This window comes from Sulfobacillus thermotolerans, assembly GCF_039623705.1.
GTDB classification, from domain to species: Bacteria; Bacillota; Sulfobacillia; order Sulfobacillales; family Sulfobacillaceae; genus Sulfobacillus; species Sulfobacillus thermotolerans.
On record NZ_CP133983.1, the window covers coordinates 237826 to 261444 of the forward strand.

General features: G+C 52.9%; 23 protein-coding genes, 1 pseudogene and 1 riboswitch. Of the genes and pseudogenes, 14 read left to right on the plus strand and 10 right to left on the minus strand.

The window, feature by feature from the left end; all coding sequences use genetic code 11:
- The first annotated feature begins 26 nt into the window (after positions 1 to 26).
- The 5 genes from ORD20_RS01050 to ORD20_RS01070 are packed head-to-tail and all read left to right on the plus strand — an operon-like array spanning position 27 to position 4347.
- Positions 27 to 674 (plus strand): twin-arginine translocation signal domain-containing protein, encoded by a 648-nt coding sequence (locus tag ORD20_RS01050; RefSeq protein ID WP_430626417.1) that lies wholly within the window; start codon positions 27 to 29, stop codon positions 672 to 674.
- A 30-nt stretch (positions 675 to 704) separates the two neighbouring features.
- A complete protein-coding gene (locus ORD20_RS01055) occupies positions 705 to 1517 on the plus strand; it encodes a cytochrome c oxidase subunit II (protein WP_430626418.1) in 813 nt (270 codons plus the stop codon).
- A 59-nt stretch (positions 1518 to 1576) separates the two neighbouring features.
- On the plus strand, positions 1577 to 3514 hold the full coding sequence (locus ORD20_RS01060; protein ID WP_430626667.1) for a cytochrome c oxidase subunit I: 1938 nt from the start codon (positions 1577 to 1579) through the stop codon (positions 3512 to 3514).
- Positions 3511 to 4080, plus strand: coding sequence for a cytochrome c oxidase subunit 3 (locus ORD20_RS01065; protein ID WP_430626232.1), 570 nt, complete (start codon positions 3511 to 3513; stop codon positions 4078 to 4080). The genes ORD20_RS01060 and ORD20_RS01065 overlap by 4 nt, the downstream gene beginning before the upstream one ends.
- 33 nt (positions 4081 to 4113) lie before the next feature.
- Positions 4114 to 4347: a hypothetical protein gene (locus ORD20_RS01070; protein WP_430626233.1), complete on the plus strand. Its 234-nt coding sequence runs from the start codon at positions 4114 to 4116 to the stop codon at positions 4345 to 4347.
- Between the two features lie 83 nt (positions 4348 to 4430).
- On the opposite strand, the gene ORD20_RS01075 is transcribed toward ORD20_RS01070, so the two are convergent.
- Positions 4431 to 4664, minus strand: a complete 234-nt coding sequence (locus ORD20_RS01075; RefSeq protein ID WP_146039047.1) for a hypothetical protein — start codon at positions 4662 to 4664, stop codon at positions 4431 to 4433.
- A 346-nt stretch (positions 4665 to 5010) separates the two neighbouring features.
- Here ORD20_RS01075 and ORD20_RS01080 point away from each other — a divergent pair, with 346 nt between their 5' ends.
- Positions 5011 to 6924 (plus strand): cell division protein ZapE, encoded by a 1914-nt coding sequence (locus tag ORD20_RS01080; RefSeq protein ID WP_103375607.1) that lies wholly within the window; start codon positions 5011 to 5013, stop codon positions 6922 to 6924.
- A gap of 58 nt (positions 6925 to 6982) precedes the next feature.
- Here ORD20_RS01080 and ORD20_RS01085 read toward each other — a convergent pair whose 3' ends face one another.
- Entirely contained in the window at positions 6983 to 7660 is a 678-nt protein-coding gene (locus tag ORD20_RS01085; protein ID WP_158246271.1) for a helix-turn-helix domain-containing protein, read from the minus strand.
- 286 nt (positions 7661 to 7946) lie between these two features.
- On the opposite strand from ORD20_RS01085, the gene ORD20_RS01090 reads away from it, so the two are divergent.
- The 3 genes from ORD20_RS01090 to ORD20_RS01100 all read left to right on the plus strand — a co-directional run bounded on the left by ORD20_RS01090 (position 7947) and on the right by ORD20_RS01100 (position 10619).
- Complete coding sequence (locus tag ORD20_RS01090; RefSeq protein WP_103375609.1) at positions 7947 to 9113, plus strand: bifunctional glycosyltransferase family 2/GtrA family protein; 1167 nt, start codon at positions 7947 to 7949, stop codon at positions 9111 to 9113.
- Between the two features lie 280 nt (positions 9114 to 9393).
- A complete protein-coding gene (locus tag ORD20_RS01095; protein WP_430626419.1) occupies positions 9394 to 9969 on the plus strand; it encodes a hypothetical protein in 576 nt (191 codons plus the stop codon).
- A complete protein-coding gene (locus ORD20_RS01100; protein WP_430626420.1) occupies positions 9921 to 10619 on the plus strand; it encodes a hypothetical protein in 699 nt (232 codons plus the stop codon). Before ORD20_RS01095 ends, ORD20_RS01100 begins: the two co-directional genes overlap by 49 nt.
- 57 nt (positions 10620 to 10676) lie before the next feature.
- Here ORD20_RS01100 and ORD20_RS01105 read toward each other — a convergent pair whose 3' ends face one another.
- The gene (locus ORD20_RS01105) at positions 10677 to 11042 is read right to left on the minus strand and encodes an IPT/TIG domain-containing protein (protein ID WP_430626421.1); all 366 of its coding nucleotides are present in this window, start codon (positions 11040 to 11042) and stop codon (positions 10677 to 10679) included.
- On the minus strand, positions 11032 to 12747 hold the full coding sequence (locus ORD20_RS01110) for a hypothetical protein (RefSeq protein ID WP_430626422.1): 1716 nt from the start codon (positions 12745 to 12747) through the stop codon (positions 11032 to 11034). The genes ORD20_RS01105 and ORD20_RS01110 overlap by 11 nt, the downstream gene beginning before the upstream one ends.
- A gap of 80 nt (positions 12748 to 12827) precedes the next feature.
- Positions 12828 to 12916, minus strand: a riboswitch (cyclic di-GMP riboswitch).
- Positions 12917 to 13169: 253 nt separating this feature from the next.
- On the opposite strand from ORD20_RS01110, the gene ORD20_RS01115 reads away from it, so the two are divergent.
- Positions 13170 to 13391, plus strand: a complete 222-nt coding sequence (locus ORD20_RS01115; RefSeq protein WP_146039049.1) for a hypothetical protein — start codon at positions 13170 to 13172, stop codon at positions 13389 to 13391.
- Positions 13388 to 15169 carry a glycosyltransferase gene (locus ORD20_RS01120; RefSeq protein WP_430626423.1) on the plus strand — a complete coding sequence of 594 codons (1782 nt, stop codon included), beginning with the start codon at positions 13388 to 13390 and terminating at the stop codon, positions 15167 to 15169. Before ORD20_RS01115 ends, ORD20_RS01120 begins: the two co-directional genes overlap by 4 nt.
- 56 nt (positions 15170 to 15225) lie before the next feature.
- On the opposite strand, the gene ORD20_RS01125 is transcribed toward ORD20_RS01120, so the two are convergent.
- From ORD20_RS01125 to ORD20_RS01135, 3 genes are all read right to left on the minus strand, one after another.
- Positions 15226 to 15474 carry a hypothetical protein gene (locus ORD20_RS01125; protein ID WP_103375614.1) on the minus strand — a complete coding sequence of 83 codons (249 nt, stop codon included), beginning with the start codon at positions 15472 to 15474 and terminating at the stop codon, positions 15226 to 15228.
- A 63-nt stretch (positions 15475 to 15537) separates the two neighbouring features.
- Positions 15538 to 16464 (minus strand): acetamidase/formamidase family protein, encoded by a 927-nt coding sequence (locus ORD20_RS01130; protein ID WP_103375615.1) that lies wholly within the window; start codon positions 16462 to 16464, stop codon positions 15538 to 15540.
- 338 nt (positions 16465 to 16802) lie between these two features.
- Positions 16803 to 17675: a hypothetical protein gene (locus tag ORD20_RS01135; protein WP_430626424.1), complete on the minus strand. Its 873-nt coding sequence runs from the start codon at positions 17673 to 17675 to the stop codon at positions 16803 to 16805.
- Positions 17676 to 19087: 1412 nt separating this feature from the next.
- Here ORD20_RS01135 and ORD20_RS01140 point away from each other — a divergent pair.
- Entirely contained in the window at positions 19088 to 19249 is a 162-nt protein-coding gene (locus tag ORD20_RS01140) for a hypothetical protein (protein ID WP_158246273.1), read from the plus strand.
- A 92-nt stretch (positions 19250 to 19341) separates the two neighbouring features.
- Here ORD20_RS01140 and ORD20_RS01145 read toward each other — a convergent pair whose 3' ends face one another.
- Positions 19342 to 20835 carry a transposase gene (locus ORD20_RS01145; protein WP_369825253.1) on the minus strand — a complete coding sequence of 498 codons (1494 nt, stop codon included), beginning with the start codon at positions 20833 to 20835 and terminating at the stop codon, positions 19342 to 19344.
- A 137-nt stretch (positions 20836 to 20972) separates the two neighbouring features.
- Here ORD20_RS01145 and ORD20_RS01150 point away from each other — a divergent pair.
- Positions 20973 to 21299: pseudogene (locus ORD20_RS01150) on the plus strand (ISL3 family transposase); the annotation flags it as partial.
- A gap of 372 nt (positions 21300 to 21671) precedes the next feature.
- On the opposite strand, the gene ORD20_RS01155 reads toward ORD20_RS01150, so the two are convergent.
- Positions 21672 to 22229, minus strand: coding sequence for a caspase family protein (locus tag ORD20_RS01155; protein WP_430626425.1), 558 nt, complete (start codon positions 22227 to 22229; stop codon positions 21672 to 21674).
- A gap of 13 nt (positions 22230 to 22242) precedes the next feature.
- A complete protein-coding gene (locus tag ORD20_RS01160) occupies positions 22243 to 22659 on the minus strand; it encodes a TIR domain-containing protein (protein WP_103375622.1) in 417 nt (138 codons plus the stop codon).
- Between the two features lie 480 nt (positions 22660 to 23139).
- Between ORD20_RS01160 and ORD20_RS01165 the strand changes: the two genes are divergently transcribed.
- Positions 23140 to 23571 carry a helix-turn-helix domain-containing protein gene (locus ORD20_RS01165; RefSeq protein WP_242968520.1) on the plus strand — a complete coding sequence of 144 codons (432 nt, stop codon included), beginning with the start codon at positions 23140 to 23142 and terminating at the stop codon, positions 23569 to 23571.
- Positions 23572 to 23619 lie beyond the last annotated feature (48 nt).

Below are 23619 nucleotides of genomic sequence, written 5' to 3' on the forward strand. Positions count from 1 at the left end.
AGTCATATTGGGGAGGAGGGTTCCACGTGAGCAAAGTACCAAATGAACCGCCGATCGAGTCTCCAGAGCCTCAACAGCCAGAGTGGAGCCGGCGGCAATTTCTCGTGGGCACGGCGGCGATTGGCGTGGCCGGCGCGGTGACGTTGTTTGGGCGCCAGAGTCTCGTGAATGCGGCGCGGAGCGTATTTGGGTCGCCGGTGAGTTCGGGGACCGTGCATTTGTATGCCTATGACTACTACTACATTCCGAATTACATGACCTGGCGGGTGGGCGACCGCATGGAAGTCATCTTCCAAAACCAAAGCCATACCCACTGGCATGAATGGACGATGGGCCGGCATGTCAATGAGGCTTATTTTCAAGCGTTCGGCAATCTACCAGCCGATGCGTGGCAAGAAGACTTCTGGGATGGGGTGCCGGTGACGTTAAGTGATCCCTACGGCATCGACAACTTTGTGCCCAATCAAGCGATTGTGACCTATGTGGGGCCCAAAGCGGCGTACAACATTCAATCGGGGGGCGATTTTAGCCCGACGTTGAAGCCCGGGGGCAGCCTGCATTTGTCGTTTACGGTGCCGAACAAGCCCGGATTGTGGGATTTCGGCTGTTTTGTGCAGCAATACATTCACTACCGCACCGGGATGCGGGGCCAAGTGATGATCCTGCCGGCCTAAGCGCGGCGAGGGAAAGGAGGAAGTGCCCGCATGGGAGAAAATGTCGTCTTTGCGGTGCTGTGGGTTGTCTTCAGCGTGCTGGGGGAGATCGGCGACCGCGTGATCATTCGGCACAATCCGATGTACTACATTGTGTCCAACCAAGGGCAGTTGGCGCTGCAAGCGTTTAACTTTCTGTTGGTGGTGCTGACCCCGATTTTTGTGTTTGTGGTCCTCTTTTTGGTCTTTACGATGGTCCGGTTCACCACCAAGCGGGGCGAAATGCCGCCGGCCAATAAGCGCTTTGCGATTGACAACAAAGCGTTCGTCTTGGTCTGGGTGGGCGGCTCGATTGCGTTAAATCTGCTATTTTTCCTGCATCCGACGACATCAGCGATGGAGCAGATGTTTGCCTTGGATCAGCCCGCCGCGAATACCCACGACCTCGTCGTGGATGTGACGGCGCGGCAATGGCAATGGATTTTCAGCTACCCGCAGTATGGGCTCACCCAAACACTGACGCCCAACGGCCAAAATCTGCTGGAGTTGCCCGTGAATGTGCCCGTGAAGTTCGTGTTGCGGTCGTATGACCCGTATCACACCTATGACCAATATGCGGATGTGATTCACAGCTTTTGGGTGCCGGCCTTTGGGATTAAAGAAGATGTGATTCCAGGCGAAACCCGCTATGAGTACCTGACGCCGACCGCGATTACGTCGTATGCCGTGAATCCGATGGTGCGCGTGCAGTGCGCCGAAGTGTGCGGCCCGGGCCACCCGTGGATGGAATCGCCGTTAGCGGTGGTGTCGGATCAGCAGTTTGCGCAGTGGGTGAAAGCCCAGAAAGCCTTAGCCAACGGCTAAGGGTCCCCCGCCGAGGCGCTCGGTGGGATAACGAAGGAGGGAACAGTGTGGCACATGCTATGACCGTGCCGGAATCCGGGCACGCGCCGCGACCGCGGAAGGCCCCCATGCCCCCCGTCTTGCGGGCGTTTTTGTGGGCGGCGATTGGGTTTTTGTTGCTGAACACCTTTGTGATTGCCGTGGATCCATTTCGTGGCCATCCCTTTGTGACGGGGCCGTCGGTGGTGTTTGGCTGGGTCGGTGCGGCGATTGGGTGGCTGTTGGGCATTGGGCTGTATGATGCGGTCTTATTGCCGTTAATGGGCTTTCCCACGCGCTGGCAGGAGCGGCAGCAGGGCTGGCGCCGGTACTGGGAATTTGCGACCGACCATAAAGTGATTGGATTGCAGTACATGATGTTTGCCGTCGGCGGGTTTCTAATCGCCGGAGGCATTGCGATGCTGATGCGCTATGAGTTGATGACCCCGTATTTGACGATTTTCCACTACCCGTCCAACTACCTGACGGCGGTGGGCATCCACGGGACGTTGATGATGTTCTCCTTCGCAACGGTGTTTATGATCGGCGGCTTGGGGAACTACTTTGTGCCATTGATGATCGGGGCGCGCGAAACCGTCTTATCGAAACTCTCCGGGATTGGCGTGTGGTTGGTGCCGGTGGGGATTTTGACGGTCCTCTTCAGCCCCTTGCTGGGGGAATGGTCCACTGGCTGGCGGGGGTATGAGCCGCTGGCGGGGCAAGATGCGAACGGGATTTTGTTCTACTATCTGGGCGTGCTGGCGCTGACCATGTCCTCGCTGATTGTGGCGTTGAACTTGGTCGCGACGGTGATGTTCCGGCGGGCGCCGGGGCTGACGTGGGGGCGGTTGCCGCTGTTTGTGTGGGGGCAAGTGACCGTCAACCTGCTGATGTTGATTTGGTTTCCGGAAATCCAGACCACCTTTGTGATGGCCTTGCTGGATAAAGTGGTGCCGTTGAACTTTTTCACGGCGACGGGCAGTCCGCTCACGTACCTGATGTTGTTCTGGCTGTTTGGCCATCCGGAAGTGTACATTATCGCCGTGCCGGCGTTTGCCATCTGGAACGAAATTATTCCGGTCATGGCGCAGAAATCGCTGTTTGGGCGGCAATGGGCCGTGATTGGCTTGGTGTTCGTGATGATGTTGTCGGGGTTGGTGTGGGCGCATCACATGTTTACCAACCTGCGGAACAGTGAGATTCTGCCGTTCTCGTTCTTTACGGAAATGATTTCGATTCCCACGGGCTTTGCCTACATGTCGGCAATTGGAACGCTCTGGAAATCGAAAGTGCGGCTCAATACCCCGATGCTGTGGATTTTGATGAGTATGTTTAACTTCCTGATTGGGGGGTTAACGGGGGTGTTTTTGGCCGACCCGATCGTGAACTTGCAGCTGCACGACACGTTCTGGGTGGTGGGGCACTTCCACTACACGATTATTGGGTCGATGGTGTTTAGCGGCTTTGGGGCGATCTACTACTGGTTGCCGAAACTGTCGGGGCGGACGTTTAACGAGACGTGGGGGAAGACCTTGGCCATTATCACGTTCTTAGCGTTCAACCTGACCTTTAGCCAGTTTTTCCTGCTGGGCTTGCACGGGATGAACCGGTGGGTGCCGGCGTACCCCGCGTATCTGCAGCCGATGAACTTCGAGGTCTCGATCTTCGCGTTTATCTTGGGCGCGGCGTTCTTGGGCAATATTTTGTACATTGGCTACTGCTGGCGGAACGGCGCGCAGGCGGGGGAGAACCCGTGGGGCGCGAAGACGCCGGAATGGTTTACGAGTTCGCCGGCGCCGCGGTATAACTTCCCAGTCCAACCGGAAATTGTGGGGAGCTTGTATCTGTATGGCGAGGGCACCAAAGTGCCGGTGGTGACGACGGCGCTCGGGGAACTGGCCGCGACCAGTCGGGCGACGCAGGATCCGCAGTTTGACTGGCACGATTACGCGCCCGACGGAGGAGGGGTTACGTCATGACGAATGCACCGGAACAGCGCCGCAGTGCGGCGCTGACCCCGGCGAACTACCGGGCGGTCCGCTTTAGCATGTTGTTTTTCATCGCGACGCAAATCGTGCCCTTTGTGGTGCTGTTTGAAGCGAAGTATCTGTACGACGGATCGTATGTCTCACCCCAAGCCGACCAAGGCTTTGGCGTGGCGGGGGCGGTGCTGATGGCGCTGAGCGCGTGGGTCGCGTGGCAAGCGCTGCGGGCCCGGACGGAGCCGGACGCCCGCGAGCGGGTGGCCACCCGCTTGAAAGTCGCCGCGGGGCTTGGCTTGCTGGCGATGTTGACGGTGATTTACCAGTGGGGCCTGCGGTATGCGTCGCCGCAAGGACGCTTTGGGGAAATGTATTACGTGATTTCGGGCGCGGACATGGTCTACGCGGTGGTTGGGCTGATTATGGTGGGCATCGCCATCTTACGCAACGCCCGCCAAGACATGGCCCCGGAACGGTTTTGGACGGCGGAAGCCAGCGTGTACTTTTGGGTGTATGTGGCGTTGGCGTGGATTGCGAGCTGGGTGGTCGTGTTTTTACTGTAAGCGCCAAGACGCGAGAAATGGAGGCCTGAGGATATGAGCGGAGGATTTTGGCCAACCTTACCTTTGAAGATTCCCTATAGCGAAGGGGTGCCGCATTGGTGGGACCCGGCGTGGTGGATTTTTCAGATTGTGGTCATGACGATATTGTTGTTGACGCTCCGGCGCGTGGCGCTCAGTGTCGACAAAAGCGACAAGGCGGCGAAGACGTCCGCCAGTGGGCGTCGGCCGGGCGCGAGTTCGGACCAGCCCCCGTCGATTCCGGGATAAACTTGTTGTGATAAATAGGGAGTCAAGATAAAAGGCCGCCAGCATTCCTGCTAGGAGTGTTGGCGGCCTTTTTCTACGCCTATTTATAACGGATGGTTAGCTACTGCGGGTGTATGCCACGATGAATCGCTATGCACAATTTCAGCGCGGATACGGCGCACACACCGGCGGCATAACAACGCATCTAAGCGCCAGTGTCCATTGACTGACGAGATCTTAACCGTCTTCCACCGCGACAGATTGGGGAAATGACTACACCAAGAAAAAGACTGTCCTAGCCCCGAAGTGGCCTGTCCACAGCAATCGCAGATGAGCATGTTACGCCTCCCATGTGCATTCACTCCCTTGTATTATAGGCGCATGTTTCCATGGCCCACAGTTTCAAATACAATCTCAAGACGGTTGGCTTTGAATGACCATCCCTCCTATTAATGTAGCGTCCTAGTCCTAAAGAACGCGTCGGATTTCGATTTTATTTCTTCAATAATAATGGCTACGGACGATTAGAACGCCACTTGAGGCTGTCTCTCGCTGTCAAAAACGTACTGGCACTGTGAAGGGGCACTGTATGGCCGAAAAAACCTGAGACAAATGTGAGACGTTTCATGAGACGTTTTGAATTACAGTACAAATACGGTACCAAAAGGAGCTAGCGCGCTCAGGATGAGCACAAATGTTGCCGAACCACAAAAAGACGATACGAAGAACGGGGGGGCACCACAAGTGATTGAAGAGGTGGGATCGTACAATACGGAGTACCGGGAGACCATTATTGGACGCGATGCCGTATGGCAGGCACTACAGCACACGCCACAACGTCCTGTAGGCACGCGTCACATTCTATATCTTTGGGGACCAGCTGGCTGCGGTAAATCGTATCTTTTACAACGGTTCTTTGAGTCGATGATGGATTGGGAGGGCGAGGTGATCTTTACCGACGGCCTCATGGATAACCAGTATGAGATGTCCGGCTCAAGGCACGGTCAACATGGATGGCCGCGGATCATGATGCAAGTGGAGGCAGTGAAAGACAAAGAGCGTCTCTTATGGATTGTGGATAACTATGATGCTGTCCAAGATTTGTGGCCCGTCATTTCTGGAGTCCGCCGAGCTGGTGGCTGTGTTATCTTAGCCGGACGTCAGTCGCCACGCCGCTTGTGGCCTGGCGAGCAGTCAGGACAAATTGTGTCGCACCGGCTGACGGATTTTGATATGGATACAGCTCGTCAGTTATGTGCTCAGTTAGACGTCCATGATCCTGCCGTGGTGGAGGAAGCCATTGCTATCTCCAGGGGGCGGCCGAGGTTGTTGTGTATGATGATGGATAGCATCAAATTAGTGGCCGAGGCATGGCCGGGTGATAGTGCGGTGGCGTGCGGAGTGATGACAGGAGGAATGACGTCATTTCTCTTAGAGCAAGTGTGCCATCCGGGCTCTCAGCGTATGGCTTGGCGAGCGGGACAGGGCAACGATAAAGATGTCGATGCCTTAATCGCCGTCTCTTCAATGACCCCGATCTTTAACCGCCACTTGCTCGCCGAAGTGCTAGGACATCAGGCAGTGGCGGCATCGTGGGATGCATTAACGGCAATGCCTTTCGTGGATGCCTATCAAGGCGGATATTACGGAATGCCGGCTATGGTACGGGAGCGGGTAAGGCGCGCAGCGCAAGCCTCACGGCCTTGGATGTGGGAACAATGGACACGAAAACTAGCCGCTTATCATCTTCATCAAGCGCTCCATAAGCAGGCGACAACAAGCGAGGAGTTTTGGGACCGCATCATGCCCCTTATACGGATGAAAGTCGGGAAGCCATTATTCGACCGTAGTGATGAGTTTACGTGGAGTTGGGGTCGGCTAGCGGATTTGCCCCCAGCGTCTTATGATTCTGCACAGGTCTCTTATACGCAGGCTGAAGTGCTGACGGCATTTCATCAAGATGGCACCGCGGCCGGATATGTGGTCATCGACCGCCGCAGTCACGATCAATTGCTTATTATTCATGATTTGCAGGTGCCAGACCATGATGGACTCATGGAACAGACGGTCTTCGGGGCGCTCCTTCGCATCTTTCCGCCCCAAGGCAAAGTGCTGTGGACCGTACGGGAGACATCGCCAGCCATGAGCCAGGTGTTGAATCATTTAGGATTTGGATTGCCGATGAATCCAAAGAATGCGACACCATCTAGGATGCTCGATTTGGCGACAATGGGATATCATGCCTGGCTGGCTGATATTCTGCGAGCCCCGGTTGCCCCGCCGCCTGAGCACCCAATTCCTGCGATTCAAGAAGCGCTTCAGTTGTTATCTTCCGAACCAGATTTAGAACGAACCGTCCTGGCCGAGTATTGGCGTCAGGTTGGGGTTCCGGACCAATTACGGGCATGGTTCCTCGATGCCTTGACGTCGGCCGATTTAGGAGCGCATATTGGCGGGAAAACGTTGCTGGCGCTGTATTATTTGGATAAGCAGGGGACCCATGAAGAATTGGCGGAACGTCTGCACCTCTCCCGTGCCACATACTTTCGCAACCACCGGGCGGCGCTTGAACGCTTGGCTCAGGCCCTATTTGAATGACCTGTGTACCAAGCGTTCAAGTTAAAAACGCGCCGGAATAGGAGCGAGGCACCTCCCCCTAATGGGGAGGCATTCGGTTATGGGAGGTCGAATAAAAGACCACCTGGGCATAATCTTCAAGGGCTAAACGACGAGCGGTTTGAATGGCATCTGCCACATCGTCGTGAAGCCCTGACACACTCCATCCAATGCCAAAGGGAAAGTGAACCGAGCGCTCGCCAGTCATCCGGCGTGTCACCGCTTCGGCTTCTCCCCTTGTTGCCGCGGGGAGAAAAATTACCCATTCATGGTCATCCCACTGGATGACTGTATCCGATTCGCGGACATGGTGGGGAATACCCTCTAATACTGTGGGCTGTCTATAGGGCTGGGATGTACTATTCATGAGGAGAATATAAATATAAGCCCATGACGAATGGGGTTGCAACTGAGCGCGCTTAATATACGCCTTGATGCGGGATTCTCCCGCCTTGCGTGTCAAAATCCTATTCCACTGGTCAGACGAACTGGTCTTTGTTACTTTCGGCGATCCTTCGATTAGCGCTGCGGGCCAACGCGTGAGAAGCTTTTTCAGCGCCCGGTGAATATGGCGCGTGGCGGTGCGTGGTGCAATCTCCATGGTCTGGGCGATTTGTTCTGCTGTATGGCCTTGGGCTGCGAGCTTTAGCGCGTCTATTTCGGTTTGCGTCAAGGCAGGAATTGCGGCCGATTTATTTTGGTATGCCTTTCGGGCCATATCCGAATTCGTCCTTTCTTTATATACAACCATCCATTATGTTGGCCCTTTGAGTGTAATGGGTTAAAAAACCGTAAACAGTCTCAGGCTTTGTCTCAACCCACTTCCCCAGACAAGATCAGATGTCTTCATCCCCTTTATGGGCTATAAGGCGCTTTGCACCAATACTCGGTCGATAAGAGACCAAAATTGCGACTGCGACTGGTACTGTTCCTTGTTTCCTGCCCTGTTAGCGTATGAGTGAGAACATCACGGGTAGGAAGGGAAGCGAACCATTTTGGCAGATATGGCACCAACTACGGCATGGGTAGCCCAGCAGCAATTAGTGTCAGTGGTGATTCCCGCCAAGAATGAGGCGGGACGCATTGGTGAGGCCATATACACAATAGACGCGATCTTTCAAGCGGCTGACATGGCGGTAGAAATCATTGTCGTTGATGACGCGTCTTCCGATGACACCAGTACCGAGGCACGAAGAGCGGCGGATGTTGTGCAGTCTCCGGTTCACGTGTTGAAAACCCATACCTCGACCGGAAAAGGCCATGCCATTATGTGTGGATTTCAGGCCAGTAGAGGCGACGTTGTCGCCTTTATTGATGCCGATTTGGAATACCCCGCGGAACTATTGCCTGCAATGGTAGAACTCATTGGCAAAGATTATGACCAATGCGTCATTGCTTGCCGGGAACATGATGAACGTCCGTGGTTTGAACGCCACACCTCCCGCTTAGCGCATTGGCTAGCATCTAAGGTGTTGCAGCTCCCCGTCAAGGATACACAAGCGGGCATGAAAGTCTTCCCAGGGTGGTTTGCGCGAGATGTCTTAACGAAAGCCAGGGAACCGGGATGGCTCTATGATATTGAAGCGTTAATGAAGGCAAGGCGTCATAATTTGCGGATTATCGAGGTTCCCGTCAATCAGCGCAGTGTGCGTCCACGACGAGCCGGACTGAATCATATGGTGGCTTGTGTGCCGTCTTTGGGGAAGATGGCATGGGCTCATTGGTCACACGTATTCCACCGCGTGTGGGAGGATAGATGGCAGCTTTTGCGGTTTGGGGTGGTGGGTTCACTCAACACAGTGGTCGATATTGCGGTCTTCTGGATGTTTATGTCGATTTGGCCACCATTTCACAACGGATTTCTCGCTGCTTTGGAATCGTTAGGCGCATGGATTGTGGCGAGTATATGTGGCTATATTCTGCATTCTCGTGTTAGTTTTCGCACCCCCTTACCGGCCTTCGGATTCTATGTGGTGACAAGTCTTGGAGTGGCCGTGCAGATGACACTCAGTGGATTGTCGTCGCACGTCTTGGGAAATACTGGAGCTTTATTGGGCAAAGTAGCAGGAATCGCTGTGGCATCAATGGTGACCTATACAGGCTATCACATTCTCGCTCGCCGTTCTCACAGTCTTTTAGGAGTGGAACAACCCCTTCACAGTCGAACGTAATAAGAACCCGCACTTAATCAATCACGCTTCGTGACGATGCTTAGAGTTTTTCACAGACGGCACCCCGGATGATCTGCGCCGATACTCTTATTGAGACGCACTGTGGGACAGACGAAATGGCGCTCATGGCCTACAGTAATAGTGACGGTATTAGCACCTTTTCAATATCTTGCGAGTCCAATGGAGGACCTTAATGACCAACACAACGTCGTCCCTTGTTAATCCACCACTGACGCGAAACACTCCTACTCTAGCTATTCGGAATAGGCGCAAATCCTGGATGCTGTCGGAAGGTCAAGGAATTGCCGTATTGGCCTTTTTCGTTTATGCGGCGGTCAGTGTCTATTTTATTTACGATCTGCACTATTATGCGGGCGACGCAGCCTCTCGGGTCAGCAATGCTTATTACGTCTTATTTAGTCGCGACCCACATTTGGGAGCTATTGGGCTCATATGGAACCCTCTGCCGAGCCTCTTAGAATTACCCATCGTGGCCCTACATCCTTGGTTTCCCGCCGTTGTGTCCCGCGGTATTGCGGGCAATGTGGTGACGGCAGTCTTTGGGGCCATTGGGGTCTATCATTTCAACCACATTATCCAAGGCTTTACGGTTCCGAAGGGGGTGCGAATTACGGCAACCCTCATCTTTGCGCTCAATCCCTTTATTATTCTCTATGGTGCTAATGGAATGACCGACTTGCTTTGGGTAAGCTGTATGTTGGGCAGCTACGATGGACTCTTTGACTATCTGCAACATGGATCGTTACGCCGACTGATGGCTGGGGGCATCTCGGAGGAATTTTTACGTTGTTCTTTTGTTTTGGTAAGCGTAAAGACGCCCGGGCTATTGTGTTAATTGCGGGTACCATTGGGGCGGTGGCGCTCGAGCTGGCTTTCGTCTATTCAGGACATTTAGCCGATTGGGATCGGTATTTTATCACCTTTATTCCCAATGGGCTGTTGCTGATGCTTTATGCGGCCTCAAAAATTCGAATACCTAAAAGTCTGTTATCCCGCAGCTTTTTGTGGGCAGGCTTGTCATTGATATTGATATCAGGAGATGTCGGAACGGTTTTGGCAGTGCAAATTCCCCTCTTGAGTCATCCGAATGGTCCGATTATCGATGCGGCTTTTCGCGGGCAGTCATTGCGGTATGCTGATAATCCTTTTACGTCAACAGCGAACGTGGTGCAGTATATCAATGACCATCCCCACCTTACAATTTTAGCGGATACCTTTATTGATTGGCCAATAGCCGTTCGCATCCATCACCTAAATCAGCTAACCATTACGTCAGATTATGATTTTGCTGCCATTTTGCATAATCCACGAGGCCGGGTCGATGCGTTTTTGGTGCCGCGTCCGCTGTTTACCGCTAAACTCGACGCGATCAATCGCCAATGGCCCGGGTTATGGGCGGGTTCCGTGCCGTGGACACGGCTGATTAAAAGTTTTCCCGGACCTGACAAATTCCGGCTCTACGCGATTTTGCCATCTGCGCCTTAACGTAAATACTCCCCCGCATCTGTCGGAGCCGGGGGAGTAAACATGAGTAGTACGGGTCTATTGCCGAATCGTCAACGACATCAGAGGAGACTGTTCGCCTGTAGAGTTTGTAACTTGAAGCGTAGCAGTACCCGGCAATAGAGCAGGACCCGACGAGCCGTTGGGAATAACTAAGACGACGTGGGAATTGGTCCATTGCAGAATATGAATTTTGTACCAATCACTGGGGGCCCCATAATTAATCCCGTTTTGACTGATTAGCACATATCCAGACCCTTGGGTAGCGCCCAAGTTCGTACCCGTAATCGTTAGGATGGTTCCGGGCTGCAAAGCACTATCAGGGCTTAGCGAAACCCCTAATTGGGGGGGCGGTGTTACCATAACCGGGGCGATGTTGGATACTACGCCGTTGTCAGTTGCCAACTCGATAGTGCCGGGGGGGGGGGGGGGGGGGGGGGGGGGGGGGGGGGGGGGGGGGGGGGGGGGGGGGGGGGGGGGGGGGGGGGGGGGGTGCCGGACCATTGGCTAGGCCTGGTCCCGAATAGCCATTTGGCACTTTAAAGGTAACAGAAGTTGGAGTCCACTGACTAATAGCAATATGGTAGTCATCCCCTGGTCCCCCGTAATTGACGTTGTTCTGGGAGATCTGTACGTACGCCGGAGCTTTCATGGCAGATCCCAAATGCAAACCTTGGAGTGTCACCACTTCGCCATCATACACGGTTCCTGGGCTTTGAATAACAGGAGTATGTTTGTGATAGGTAATCTTCGGCAGCGTGCTGCCTTCGGTATTTTGGCTTAGAGACAGGGAGAAGATGGGGGCCGTCGTGGTGGTACTGAGCAAAGAGGCGCCAGGTACTTCGTAAGTTTGGTCATTGACTGTTACGGACTGGGGCCTCGCCGTTTCATTAATGAGAAATAGGCTTTGGCCCACATTGCTCTTAATCGCTCCGACAACGAAGGAACTGTTGGTCCATGTGCTTAAAACGCCCCCTTGGCCAATAGCGTTCATTAGCTGGGACAGGGCTTGACCAGAGGGGTATAAAGTATTGGCTGGGAGTTCAGGAGACTGTCCATCTCCAGCAAGGGCGAAGAGACCAAATGGCGCGTTAGCATTGGTCGCCACGGGCCAAGACGGTGTTGCCACATGGGCCTGCCCATCATAGCTCCAAACGAAAAGTTTAGAGGCGCCTTCCGCACGCCACAGCATCGCACTCTCTACCATCGCAGCTCCATAAACTGGGCTGATGGATTGTGGGCCCGGTTCCCCACACGGATTGTATTCGGTCACCCATGTTTGGATATGCCCAGCTAAAGAGAGGGGCACATTAGCCGCAATCTCCTCGTGCACGTAATTCATGGCTTGGGAGATGTATTGGGGAATTTGCGTGAGCAATTCGGTGTTCGAGAGGTTTGATGCAAGGGGATAGTCATGGATGCTGACAAAATTGATATAGGGAGCATCAGTGCGTAATACCGTTTGATTCCAGTTGCGGCTATACGAGCCCATTCCTAAAGAGAAAGAAATGCCGACTTTCATTTCGGGGTCAACCGCATGGATCGCTTGGGCAATCTGGGCCGCGCTTTGCGCATAATAGGCGGCAGAGTGCGAGGTATTCATGTTGGCGGCAAAATCCCAGGGACCATATTCCTCGCTACCAATGACAATAGCGGAAATGGGAAGATGATGACTCACGATATATTGCGTGAGAAGAGTAGCGTCTTGGGCATCTCCTCCGCCGGTGAACGTTGGGTTCTCATCATAATTAAAGATAAATAAGCCGCTATTATCCGTAGCCTGTAAGATATGGGACCAGTCATTAAGTGACACCGCACCGGTCCCCCCGTTGCGAAATGTATTGCTGACCCAACTCCACTGGTTGTCGTTAGGAAATTGCTGCATTCCCATGCCCAGTGTTTGCAGGGTTGGTATGGTGGAGGGGAGATTTAACTGACTATCATAGGAAAACACGTCAATGCCGAAATCATTGCGGCTTATCGAGGTGGTAAGGGGGGGCGCAGCAAGAACCGCGTTACTTGCCACCGTGGAAACGGAATGGTTCACGGAAAGAAAAGTTAATGGGAGCGCCAGCGCACTAAGCGCCATCAATTTAACCATCGGCGTCATTGGATTTTCTTCCTTTCATGTCCTCCGACATGAAACGAGACCTCCCGGAAAGCGGGACGGTCTCAAATCCAATGTCCCGTTTCGGCAACTGGCTGGCATTTACCGTAATGGTAAGAAGCCCCTTTAGTTTTGCGTCCCTGTTTTTCAATCAGGTTTGCCCTTATCGGCCGTTTCAATGCTTGACTTGGTTCTTCCAAGTTTTTCTAATCTCATAGTAATCCTAGATGCAAAGAATGTTCAAGATTTTAACAGGTCAAAACCGCAAAATATTTACCAGTTTGCGCCGGTAACGATGGGATTGTAAGACGCAGTCTGAGACGCTAGCTGGTACGGTATCGCGAGACCCTATTCTTTACAATGAGCACAGGAAACCATCTACGATGTGATTAACGCTTTAGGATGGCGAGAGGATGAGGTGGACGATGAAGACTTTGAGACGCAGTGTTTGGACTGCAGGTAGCGTAGCAATATTTCTCGTGGCCATGTTGTTGATGTTTTGGACTATTGATATTCTTCCGCTTGTGCTCTTTGGGGGAATGATTATTGTTTATGCCTCCTTGTCCTCCCAGCAGAATCACAAAAGGAAACCCGTTTTGCATCCGCCTCAGCCAGTCGAGAATTCCCAGAAAGGAAATATCTCATGATAGTCGGTCCAAGTCATTTTGTAGATTCCGCGCCCGCGATGCCTCAAGAGGCCATCGAGAGCATCGACCTCTTTCCCACAAGGAATTCTCAGGGACAAATCCATGACCCCGTTGACCCGAGTGCAGCACTGATGTTAGATGCGGCCAGTGCGCAAAAGGCTGGATTGCTAGCCTTTCGGTTTGATTCGGGCAGGGTCTGTGTGGCTGCGGTGTTTCCCTTAAGTGATGACGCACGAGCTTTATTAGGACGTATTGTCGTGCCGGTAAAACTTTACCGTGCGAGTGCGCGGAGCATTGCTCACGCGTACCGACGCGTCTTGGGTGAACACCATGATGTGCGGCCATCATCTTATTTCGGAGAAACCGCGAGACGTTTAGGGCTCATTTCCTCGCGCGATGTTGACAGCGCGTTGGCAGAACAGGCACGGCGCGGTGGAAAACTCGGCCAAATTTTGGTTCAGCACCGGGTCCTCACTTATTGGGGGGTGGCCCGGGTTGTAGCGTCGCAACTCAACCTTCCTGAAGTGAACTTGTTAGCACAAGATCCAGAAAAAATTGCCCACGAACCCAATCTGAGCCATGTCTGGGCTCTAAGGGAGGAACAGTTTTGGCGCCAAGCCCGGATGGTACCCATTGGATGGAGTGGGTCGGCGGCTGTGCTGGCTGTCGAAGATCCGTGGCAGTCACAACAAGCGGTGGAGGAATTAGAGCGTCTTTTGCCCTCTGCTCCTCAAGTTATGGTGTCTGGCAAGCGTGATATTGAGGCCGTGTTAACGGCCCGATTTCACGTTGTTGATATGGCTATGAGCCGTGACCACCTGGCTACCGTTCGGCCTGAAGATTCTGCCCGAAAGACTATGACACGAGGACAATGGGTTAGTGTTGCTGTCACCTTAGCTTGTGTCGTCGCGCTCTTAGTGTGGCATCCTAGTGTGGCCACATCGGTCCTTAGTAGCTTGCTTATCATTATGTACTCTGTGACCATCGCCTATCGTCTGTGGATGATTCGCCAAGGCACGGATATTCCTGATTCCGCCTTAGGGAGTCAGGATATGGTCGCGGCATTAGACGAGCGCGATTTACCGATTTATACGATTTTAGTACCAGCCCGTGAAGAAGCGGCCGTCTTGCCAACTCTAACACGGGCACTAAATGCTCTTGACTATCCAAAGGACCGACTCGACGTCAAGTTACTGCTTGAAGCTGACGACGAGGACACGATTGCGGCCGCAAAGGCCGCTAACTTACCGCACTTCATCGATATCGTGATTGTCCCCCCAAGCGAGCCACGCACTAAGCCCAAAGCCTGCAATTACGGACTGCAACTGGCCAGAGGGGAGTACGTAACCATTTTTGATGCGGAAGATCTGCCTGAACCTTTGCAACTCAAAAAAGCCATCGTGGCATTTCGTCAGCATGACGATAAACTGGCGTGTGTCCAGGCCAAGCTCTCCTATTTTAATGCGGAACAAAACCTATTAACGCGGTGGTTCACCGCGGAGTATGCATCGTGGTTTGACCTCTTTTTACCGGCGTTATATCGCGCTAAGCTGCCCATTCCTTTAGGGGGGACATCGAACCATTTTCGCATTGACCGCTTGCGCGAGTTAGGAGGATGGGATCCCTACAATGTTACTGAAGATGCGGACCTAGGCATTCGCCTTTACAAAGCCGGTTACTATGCTTCCGTCATCGATTCGAATACGTATGAAGAGGCCAACTCTTCTGCTAACCCACAGTCGCACGCTGTTGCTACTACGTTTGGATATTGGATTTGATCACGGCTTTGACATTTTTCATGTGAAGAGGTACGGCTTCTCCATTGATAGGTTGGTCAAGAAATAATCAGTATTGGTAATATTGTATTTGACAGACGGATTATCCCGGGGTCCATCCGCGACCGCACATTGGTGCCGCGGGGATCGATGTCTTTCACCAAAATATCCTGCGATACCGTGGTGCGGCTCTCGGCGGCTGGCGCGGTCAGCACCGATCCTTGAATCGTGGCGCTCTCGCCGTGGACGGTCCTGCGGATCTGCTGGGCAATATCTTCGGGACTGGCAGATGGTGCGGTTTTTGGCATAGGGAGCACACTCCTTGGAAAAACATAAAGTAGGAAACTGTCGATATCAGGGTGATGTGTCAGTTAATGAAAAATACTCAGGGGTAAATAGGCCGAAACCACCCAATTGGGCTGGTCGACAACCTCCGAGATTTTCAAGTCCACCACCACCGACGACAAAATGTAAGCGTCTAGCGGATCGAGACGATAATTATGGCTGATATAGTCCACCATGGCCCGTACCGCATCTTGTGCGGCCGCCATCAGATCGGGTCCCACGCCCATCGTCGCGTAATAGCCTTGGTCCTCTATTCCAGAGCGTAAAGGCCCACTGGTTTGGAATTGGGGTCCGGGAATCGAATACCCCTTATGCAAGATAAAGCGAAATGCCGTCGTCATAGGACATTCTAATGCACTCACGCATACTTCTCCATCCCCCTGAGCGGCATGAGGATCTCCGACACTAAATAGCGCCTTCGGCACTTGTACGGGTAAATAGAGACGCGTTCCGGTGATTAAATCCCGGCAATCCACATTGCCCCCAAAATGTCCTGGAGGCATAATCAGGGTAGGTTCAGACGTTGCAGGCGTGACACCCATCGTTCCACAAAATGGCCGAAGTGGAATACTGGCCACGTCCTGAAAGCGCGCGACACGCCCATTGCTGATATCCCAAATATGCAGATGAGCGTCAGGAAAGTCTTGCGGTAATAACCCGAATCCCGGAATAGTCCCGGTCCATCCCCATCCACGTGTATGCAAATCGAGCATTTCTATCTCCAGGGTATCGCCCGGTTCAGCACCTTCGATACCCAAGGGGCCAGCTAACGCATAAACACGATCCCAATCCAACTCGGTAAGGATCGCATCCGAAGATTGGGGATTAATCTGCCCATCTGTTACATCACGGAGGTCATACACCACCGTATCCCCGGAAGCAATCGTCAGCACGGGAGCTAAGTGTTGGTCCCACCGAAAATGTACTTGATCTGGAAAATAGTGAGTCGTCATGGCAGCCAATCCTCCTTGTTCTATCCTAAATACTTACCGGTTACTTCCTTGAGAAGTTTTCACGCGGCGGGAATGATAACGCGCCGATGAAATATGTTCAGATAGTTTAATCATTGTAACACTGAAAACTGCATTGCTCGGGGTTAGAGGCTGTAATTGAATTACGGTCAGTATAGCCGTCGGACGGTGGACGGGCAAGACCATCAGCTTTCGGTTATTTAAGTTCAGCACAAACACTATGGCGTGCTGGCTGGCCTACCATCGGTCGGATTATGCACCCCGTGCCACAAACGACGATTTCCATCCACTACTTAATCTAGAGGGCATCAGCGATCTTCTCATTTTCCGTCATATTGTTGGGATCTTTGGCCAGACATGGTTTCGTTGGGAATAGGCTGATTACCAAATAGATCAGCATAGTAGAGAGTCCATCGTTCGAGATGGGTCGTGTCCCCATGCCGAACATACAAGGTTAATTGACCTACGGCTCCTGTTGTTGTTGTCCAGTTCGGTTCATGATCCCGATACACAGATTCGCATCGAGATTGAATAATCGGTATAACCCTATCGCGAAGATGCAGGTGGTTTGATGCGTCGAGCAGAAGACTACTTAAAGATTTACACCAACTTGCCTCCTGTAAGGAATCCCATAGACCAAAAAGCCAGATTATCGTCAAGAACATCTGTACTCTGTTAACCTTCTTCTCAACTAAAGGCCAAAGTTGTTTGGCTTCGTCAAACCCTTGTTCAGTTTGGGTGGAAATGTCTATAAGAAATCTCCACACCGGATCGATATCATACTGCGTGTGCTTACGAAAGAAATCTCTTAAAGACACCGCAGTAGCTGTGGTAATTTGGCCCGGTTTGGTATAACTGCAGTACACTTCTCGAATATCGTTCTGGAAAAACTCGTACAAATCCACACTTGTCAGGATACGCTCTACGGTCTTTTCAAGTTGGAGTGAATCTGCGCGACTCTTCTCAAGATCCAATAGCAACCGTACCCGGACCTTATTGTCCTCTTTCAATTTGCCTATTTCGCTGGCCATTGTCTCCCGTACACGTTCTTCCAAAGTCAAGTATGTAGTTAATGCGACAACTGAGATGGCCAAAGCTAGCACAGCCAATACGAGGGATTGATAATGGGTCACTAAGATCAAGGCATTCGTCTCAGGTGATTTGATTAGGAGTGCCAAAAACGGTAAAATCAACAATCCTCCCGAAACATATAAGAAATGTTTCCCCAACGATCTATCTACGGATGATTCGTTATCGCGCGCATCTCTTGTCGTCGTCGATCTTCCGCAACTCAACTTTCGACTTTTCATATCCAATGGTCCTTTCCGTCATAACTTATTCTAGAGAAAAATTACACGCAATCTCCCTGCATCTTGCTCTCAAACGCGTATGATCTCGGTCTCTCTCGAATAACTTGTCTAATGGAACGAGATTCTGCGACCTATGCAGCATACCCGAACTGACTCATATCTTTCGGAATCTGACAGTATTCTCCCGGCAGTGATTCGCCGGACCATGAAAACCCACGATTGTAAAACAAGCATAGCAATATAGTCTGCAACAGTTGCGGCGCCTGTATTTTTAATGGAAAGCGCGATAGCTACTTTGTGTTAAATGCTTGCTTTCGCATTCAGTCACGCCGTGGGGGACAACTATGTAAACCTAACTGAACAAGAGTGTTCAAGATACCACTCCAAATAGCTCAGTTCAGTGCAAGGGAAAGCCACCACTTGGGAATCCGTCAATGTGGCTGTCAGTGCTACAGTATTCATCAACTGCTGTCGAAGAGCTGCGGTGCACCCCAGCAGTTGCTGACTTTCTTGAGAGAGCTCAACTGACGTCTCATCTTCTTCATTGTCTCCAGTATACGGCACAGATGTCATGTTATGGGACACTTCATGACCAATGGCGGAGATCCTGACGTCGAGTTAGGATATACTTTAATTGGCAACTGAATGCCTCCATGCACCGCATTCAGTTAACAGGGATGGTCTTATTTCTGGATGGGTGTTTGCCGTTCTTTCACACTCAATCTGAACAAAGGGCAAGGAAAGGAGGACCTGTGTGGGACACGGGTGGAGTTTGCGGACGTCGCCGATCGATAAAGACCGCGCGCGTGCATCCGGCGAGGGTGCTGCATGCGAAGCAACCATCAGGTCAATATAGAGCGATTTTGCCATTGAGCGCACAGGTCATAACATAAATGAGCCATCATATACAATCAGCTATTCATGGAAGTAGTTGCTGGGTACAAGTAAGACCGTACGTCGGTGTTGTGGTCGGGTTCGTTTTGAGCAAGGTCTACGACGCGTGGGATGCGCGACCGAGGGGAGACTTAAAGTTCGATTATCTTTTGGTCATCCGAGCCTATACGTAGGCAGATCATGGGCTTTGGTCTATGATATTAAGGGTAATCCAGTAGCAAGCGACATCATTCCTCCGAAGACGAGCCGCGATTACAGATGGGTGTTCATCATCCCGCCATCTGAGGTATCCATTAACAATGACACGAGGTATGATCTAACCATCCAGCTCGACCGCGGAAGGCAGCTTAAGGATGAGGTACCCGCAAGGGAGAGTGTCGCGGCCGTCAATGAGGGGTAAAGTGGACCCCACGTTTCCGCCTCCGCGGATTGTGGGCATTGATGACTGGGCGATCGCCAAAGGGCATTGCTATGAGCCTTCTCAGAAAATGACGCGGAAGGCTCCGTGGGCTGTCGGCCATAGCTGGTACTCGGGGAGTACCATACCGTGGAGTGCCCGATAGCAATAGGATGCTCGGCGGCGGTGTCGCCGCTGTTTTGAGCGAGTCAGTTGTCGGATAGGAAATCCCTCACCGCCCTTTCCACCCTAGCGGGGTTAGGAAGCCGCCTCACGCACCCAGGCTTGAACGTGTTGGGCAATGGCCCCGATGACCAATCGCCCGTACCAGACGTAGCGCCGGCGATGGCGCGCGGCCTTGACGCCGCCGGTTTCCCAGAGACTGTGGGCCCGCTCGACACTCGTCCGTTGTGCATAGACCGCATCCCATTCGGGGGACCGATAGGGCAACCCCAGCTGGTCATAGCGGGTGCCGCGAAAGTTGATGCTTACCAGTTTATGCGCTTTTGCACACGGGGTTGGGCAAGCCGGGGCTGTTTTGTTGACCAGGGGACAGGCCCAGTGACGCACGCCACGACGCGCCCACCCGCGGGGGACCAAAGGACGCTCGGCTGCACACACGGGTTGATGCTGACCATTGAGCCGGATGCCCGCCGCGGCCGCGGCGGGACTCACCTGCGGCGGCTTCGGGGGGCTATGGGGCGCAAAGACGGGCGTGACATCGCGGGCTTGGGTAAAGGTCCACAGGTCATCGACGTCAAACGCCGAATCCCCAATGACCCGCCGGATGGTCGCCCCCGTGCCGGCGAAGCGGCGTTGGGTTTTGACCAGGAGGGCCGGGTACGCGACGCCGTCGGACCGGTTGGCCGGGTGCAGCCCCAGGCTCACCACCAAGGGATGCGCTGGGCGCCCGGGGACGGCATTGGTGACGGCCAAACTCACCACGTTGTAGCCAAAGTAATAGCGATTGCGATAACTGTCCCATCCCAACAAGGCGTGCGCGTCCCCGAAATAGCGCAGACAACCGCAGCGCTTGCCCGGACAGTCACAGACTTTCCGACCAAACGAGTGGGCCCCACTCTCGATCGGCGAGCCATCGACCGCGAGATCCCAGGTGGGCGGCAACACGCCTCGGCGGACGCTGGCCTGCACGACCGCCGCCAAGAGCGCATCCCAGCGGTCGGTGACCCGCGGCCGGGCCGGCCGCGCGGCTTCCCGCAGGACCCGCCGCGCCACCCGACCGGTGACGCCGGGCCGCTTTGGCGGAATCTTCTCGCCCGGTCTGAGCTTCAGCTTCCGCCCCGAGGGGCGCCGCAGCGCCCCTCGGCGTCGATCAGGGTCGGGATACAGTCGGTACAGAAAGTTGTAGAAGGTGCCGACGGCGGGAACCTTACCCGACCAGCCGCACAACCGCGCCAAGAACGGGGTTTGTTGTAACCGCTGAACCCACCGTGAGATCGAGGACTCCCCGAAGATGATTTGAAGACCCATGGCCCGTAGTAGCGTAACCGGATCAATGGGTGGACGACCGCGGGTCGGGTGGTACGCCGCGGCCAAGATGGGCCGGAGCCCATCCAGATCGGCCGCCAGACTCCAGGTGAGGGCGTCCTGCCACGCCCGCGGATCGCCCCAGTGTGGCGGCCATTGCGCCACATCGGTTTGGAGTTGATGCTGAAATGTCGTATGATGCCCGTGCCGAGCAAGCACGGGATCACCTCCCCATCGTAGGATCTGGCAACAAATGCCAGTCACACGATTTTTGGGAGGTGATCCTGTTTGTCAAGAATTTAGTCCGAATTGGGGAATTTGGTAGATTCTAGTGTGGGAAAATGGCACCAATCAAGCCCCAAAACCCCCGCGACGTGCGGGTTTGGATTAAATGAGAAGGCTCCTATGCGACCGTGGTGGTGGATTTAGAACACCACGGCATCCTCGATATCTTGCCGGACCGCACGGCCGAGACCGTCGCCGCGTGGTTGCGGGAGCACCCGTCTATTGAGGTCGTGGGCCGCGATCGGGCCATCGGGTATGCGAACGCGGCGCGCGAGGGAGCCCCCCAGGCGGAACAAGTGGCCGATCGGTGGCATCTGCTGAAAAACTTAGGAGAGAGTATCGAGCATTTTTTGCGACGGCTGTCCCCTTTTGCGAAAAGGCCGTCGCCGTCCGGCGACGCGGAGGCTCCTCCGAAGGCTTTAACAACAAAATTAAGCGATTGAAACGGCTGATGTATGGACGGGGCGGGTTCGATCCCTTGCGCAAACGCATCCTCCACACGAACGCGGCGTCATAGCGTATCACCCCCTCCTGCGTCGGATCAAATGTCGGAGGGCTGGTATGGCCTGGCCGTTTTTACGGTCGCCGTCGGACCCGCCGCCGAATACGGCGGCAGCGAGATGACCACAGACGAGCACCGTCACGTGGCGGGCACCGCGTGACAAAGTTCGCCAGGGTTTGACAAACGCTGGAAAGTCTTCCACCAAAAGTGCGGAAGAGCCAAATTCTGGGTAATCTGCAGCGCATCTTAACGCATGCTAGTTAGAGCCGTGTCGAATTGTGCGTAAAACGCCAAACTTGAGTAACAAGTAAATTCACTTAATATCTTCAATGAAGCAAACAATGGTGTCGTCATGACGATTTTTTCCCAATAAGTCCAAAAGCAATGCCGTTTTTCCAGTTCCTCTGTTCGATGCCGTCAAAACGGTTAGTCCATCTGATAGTTGCGCGAGAGTGCCACCCTGTAATGCAGGGGAACCAAATGTCCCAGAGAAACAGCAATCCAATATAATTACTTTATCTTTTGCCATGGACTGGTTGGCTGTATTCAGAATTTCGTCCATGGATATTCCCTCATCGTAACGTTGAAAGTCCGGAGTCACGATCCATCCGCCAGCTGAATTAATCAATCCATGACCTGAAAAATATAATAAAGCTACATCACTGTTCCCCGTAAAGAGCTGTTGAATGGCGTGCCGAAGCGATGCTTTGGTAATCGTGTCTGCCGGGGAGGTCAATCGTTTCACAGAAAAGTTAAGTGTCCCATCACCGTCGCGTTCCAATGTGTTGGCCATCTGTACGGCATCGTTGACACATCCATCCAACGGGACCCCAGGGTAATCATTAATACCCACTATGAGAGCTTTTCTCATATAGCATCTCCTTTCAATCACAAAGCTCTTTAATGGCGTCAATAATCGATTTTGATTGCCATTTGACGAGTTTATCCGCGGCGTTTTTGACAATGGTCGATGTTTTTTCGGAACCCCAGGGTTGAATTGCGACAATAGGCTTTTCAATAGTAAATTCTGTCTGACAAATAAGAATTTCATTGTTAATCCATTTGCTATAAGTTGAATATACACCGGCGAGAATTAGCACGACGCTACTTGGTCTTATCTGAGCTTTGATCGCTTCGTATAATTCTTTATCGTTTTTCGCGTCATGAACTGGGTCATCTTTTGGTACCGAGAAATTGTGGTAATGAAATGCCGGATCTTTTTTAAGAAGAGCAATCATCTTGTCGTAGGCATCGCTATATGTCCATGAATGGCTTATAAATAAATTATATCTTTTTGCCATACCTCTTCCTCCCTCTTCTATTTACCAAGGATTAAGATGCCGCCATAGATATCCTATTATGCTATCCTTGGCGATTATCCATACAGACTATACGTAAGCAGGCGGAAGCGAACTAGGCCAAAAAACTCGACAGCGCTGGTAGTTGCTGACCCTAACACCCCATGATCCAGCGCACGCAGCCGGGAATCTTCGAAGGGGATCACGCGATCCCAGCAAAAACCTAGTAGCAAACCAATAGAATGCTGATCCCGCGGAATTAACCGCGGTATTATGTCATGGGTACATACTCCCGTAATTCGCCTAACCATCCACTGAGTCGATGGCCGTGATTGTCAAGATAGATTTGGTGATCGGTTAAAACTGATTGTCGCCATTTCACGCTCCCTTCTTGCTACGTGGTCGGCTGTCGACTATAATATAAGTGACTTAATTAGATTATAAAGACTTTGTTTTTTAGAAGCAAGGGGGGATCATCTTATTGTGGAACTTGAGGGATTTACCACCGCACAAGTCGAGCGGCTGACCCGCATTGGGGCGCAAACGCTACACTTTTGGGATCGTAGCGGATTTTTGTCGCCGAGCGTCGTTCAAGCGCATGGAACAGGGAGTCGCCGCATTTATAGTTTCCGGGATTTAGTCGCCTTGCGGGTGGCCGCCCAACTGCGGGATGCGGGCATTAGCCTTCAATCGTTACGTAAAGTCGTGACCGTTCTGCACGCCATGCATGGGTTAGATCAGCCATTGGAGGAAAGATTTTTGGTGACGAACGGACACGACGTGTTCGAAAAGCAAGGAGACGAATTGATGTCGGTCTTGCGGCAGCCGGGTCAAGGAGCTTGGGCCTTTATCGTCGATATCCATGCGGTCGTCACCGAATTACAACGCGAGATACAACAGTGGCAATCGGCCTAAGGGAGAAGTTACACGAATGATCGCAGGCTATGTTGAGATTCCGTATAT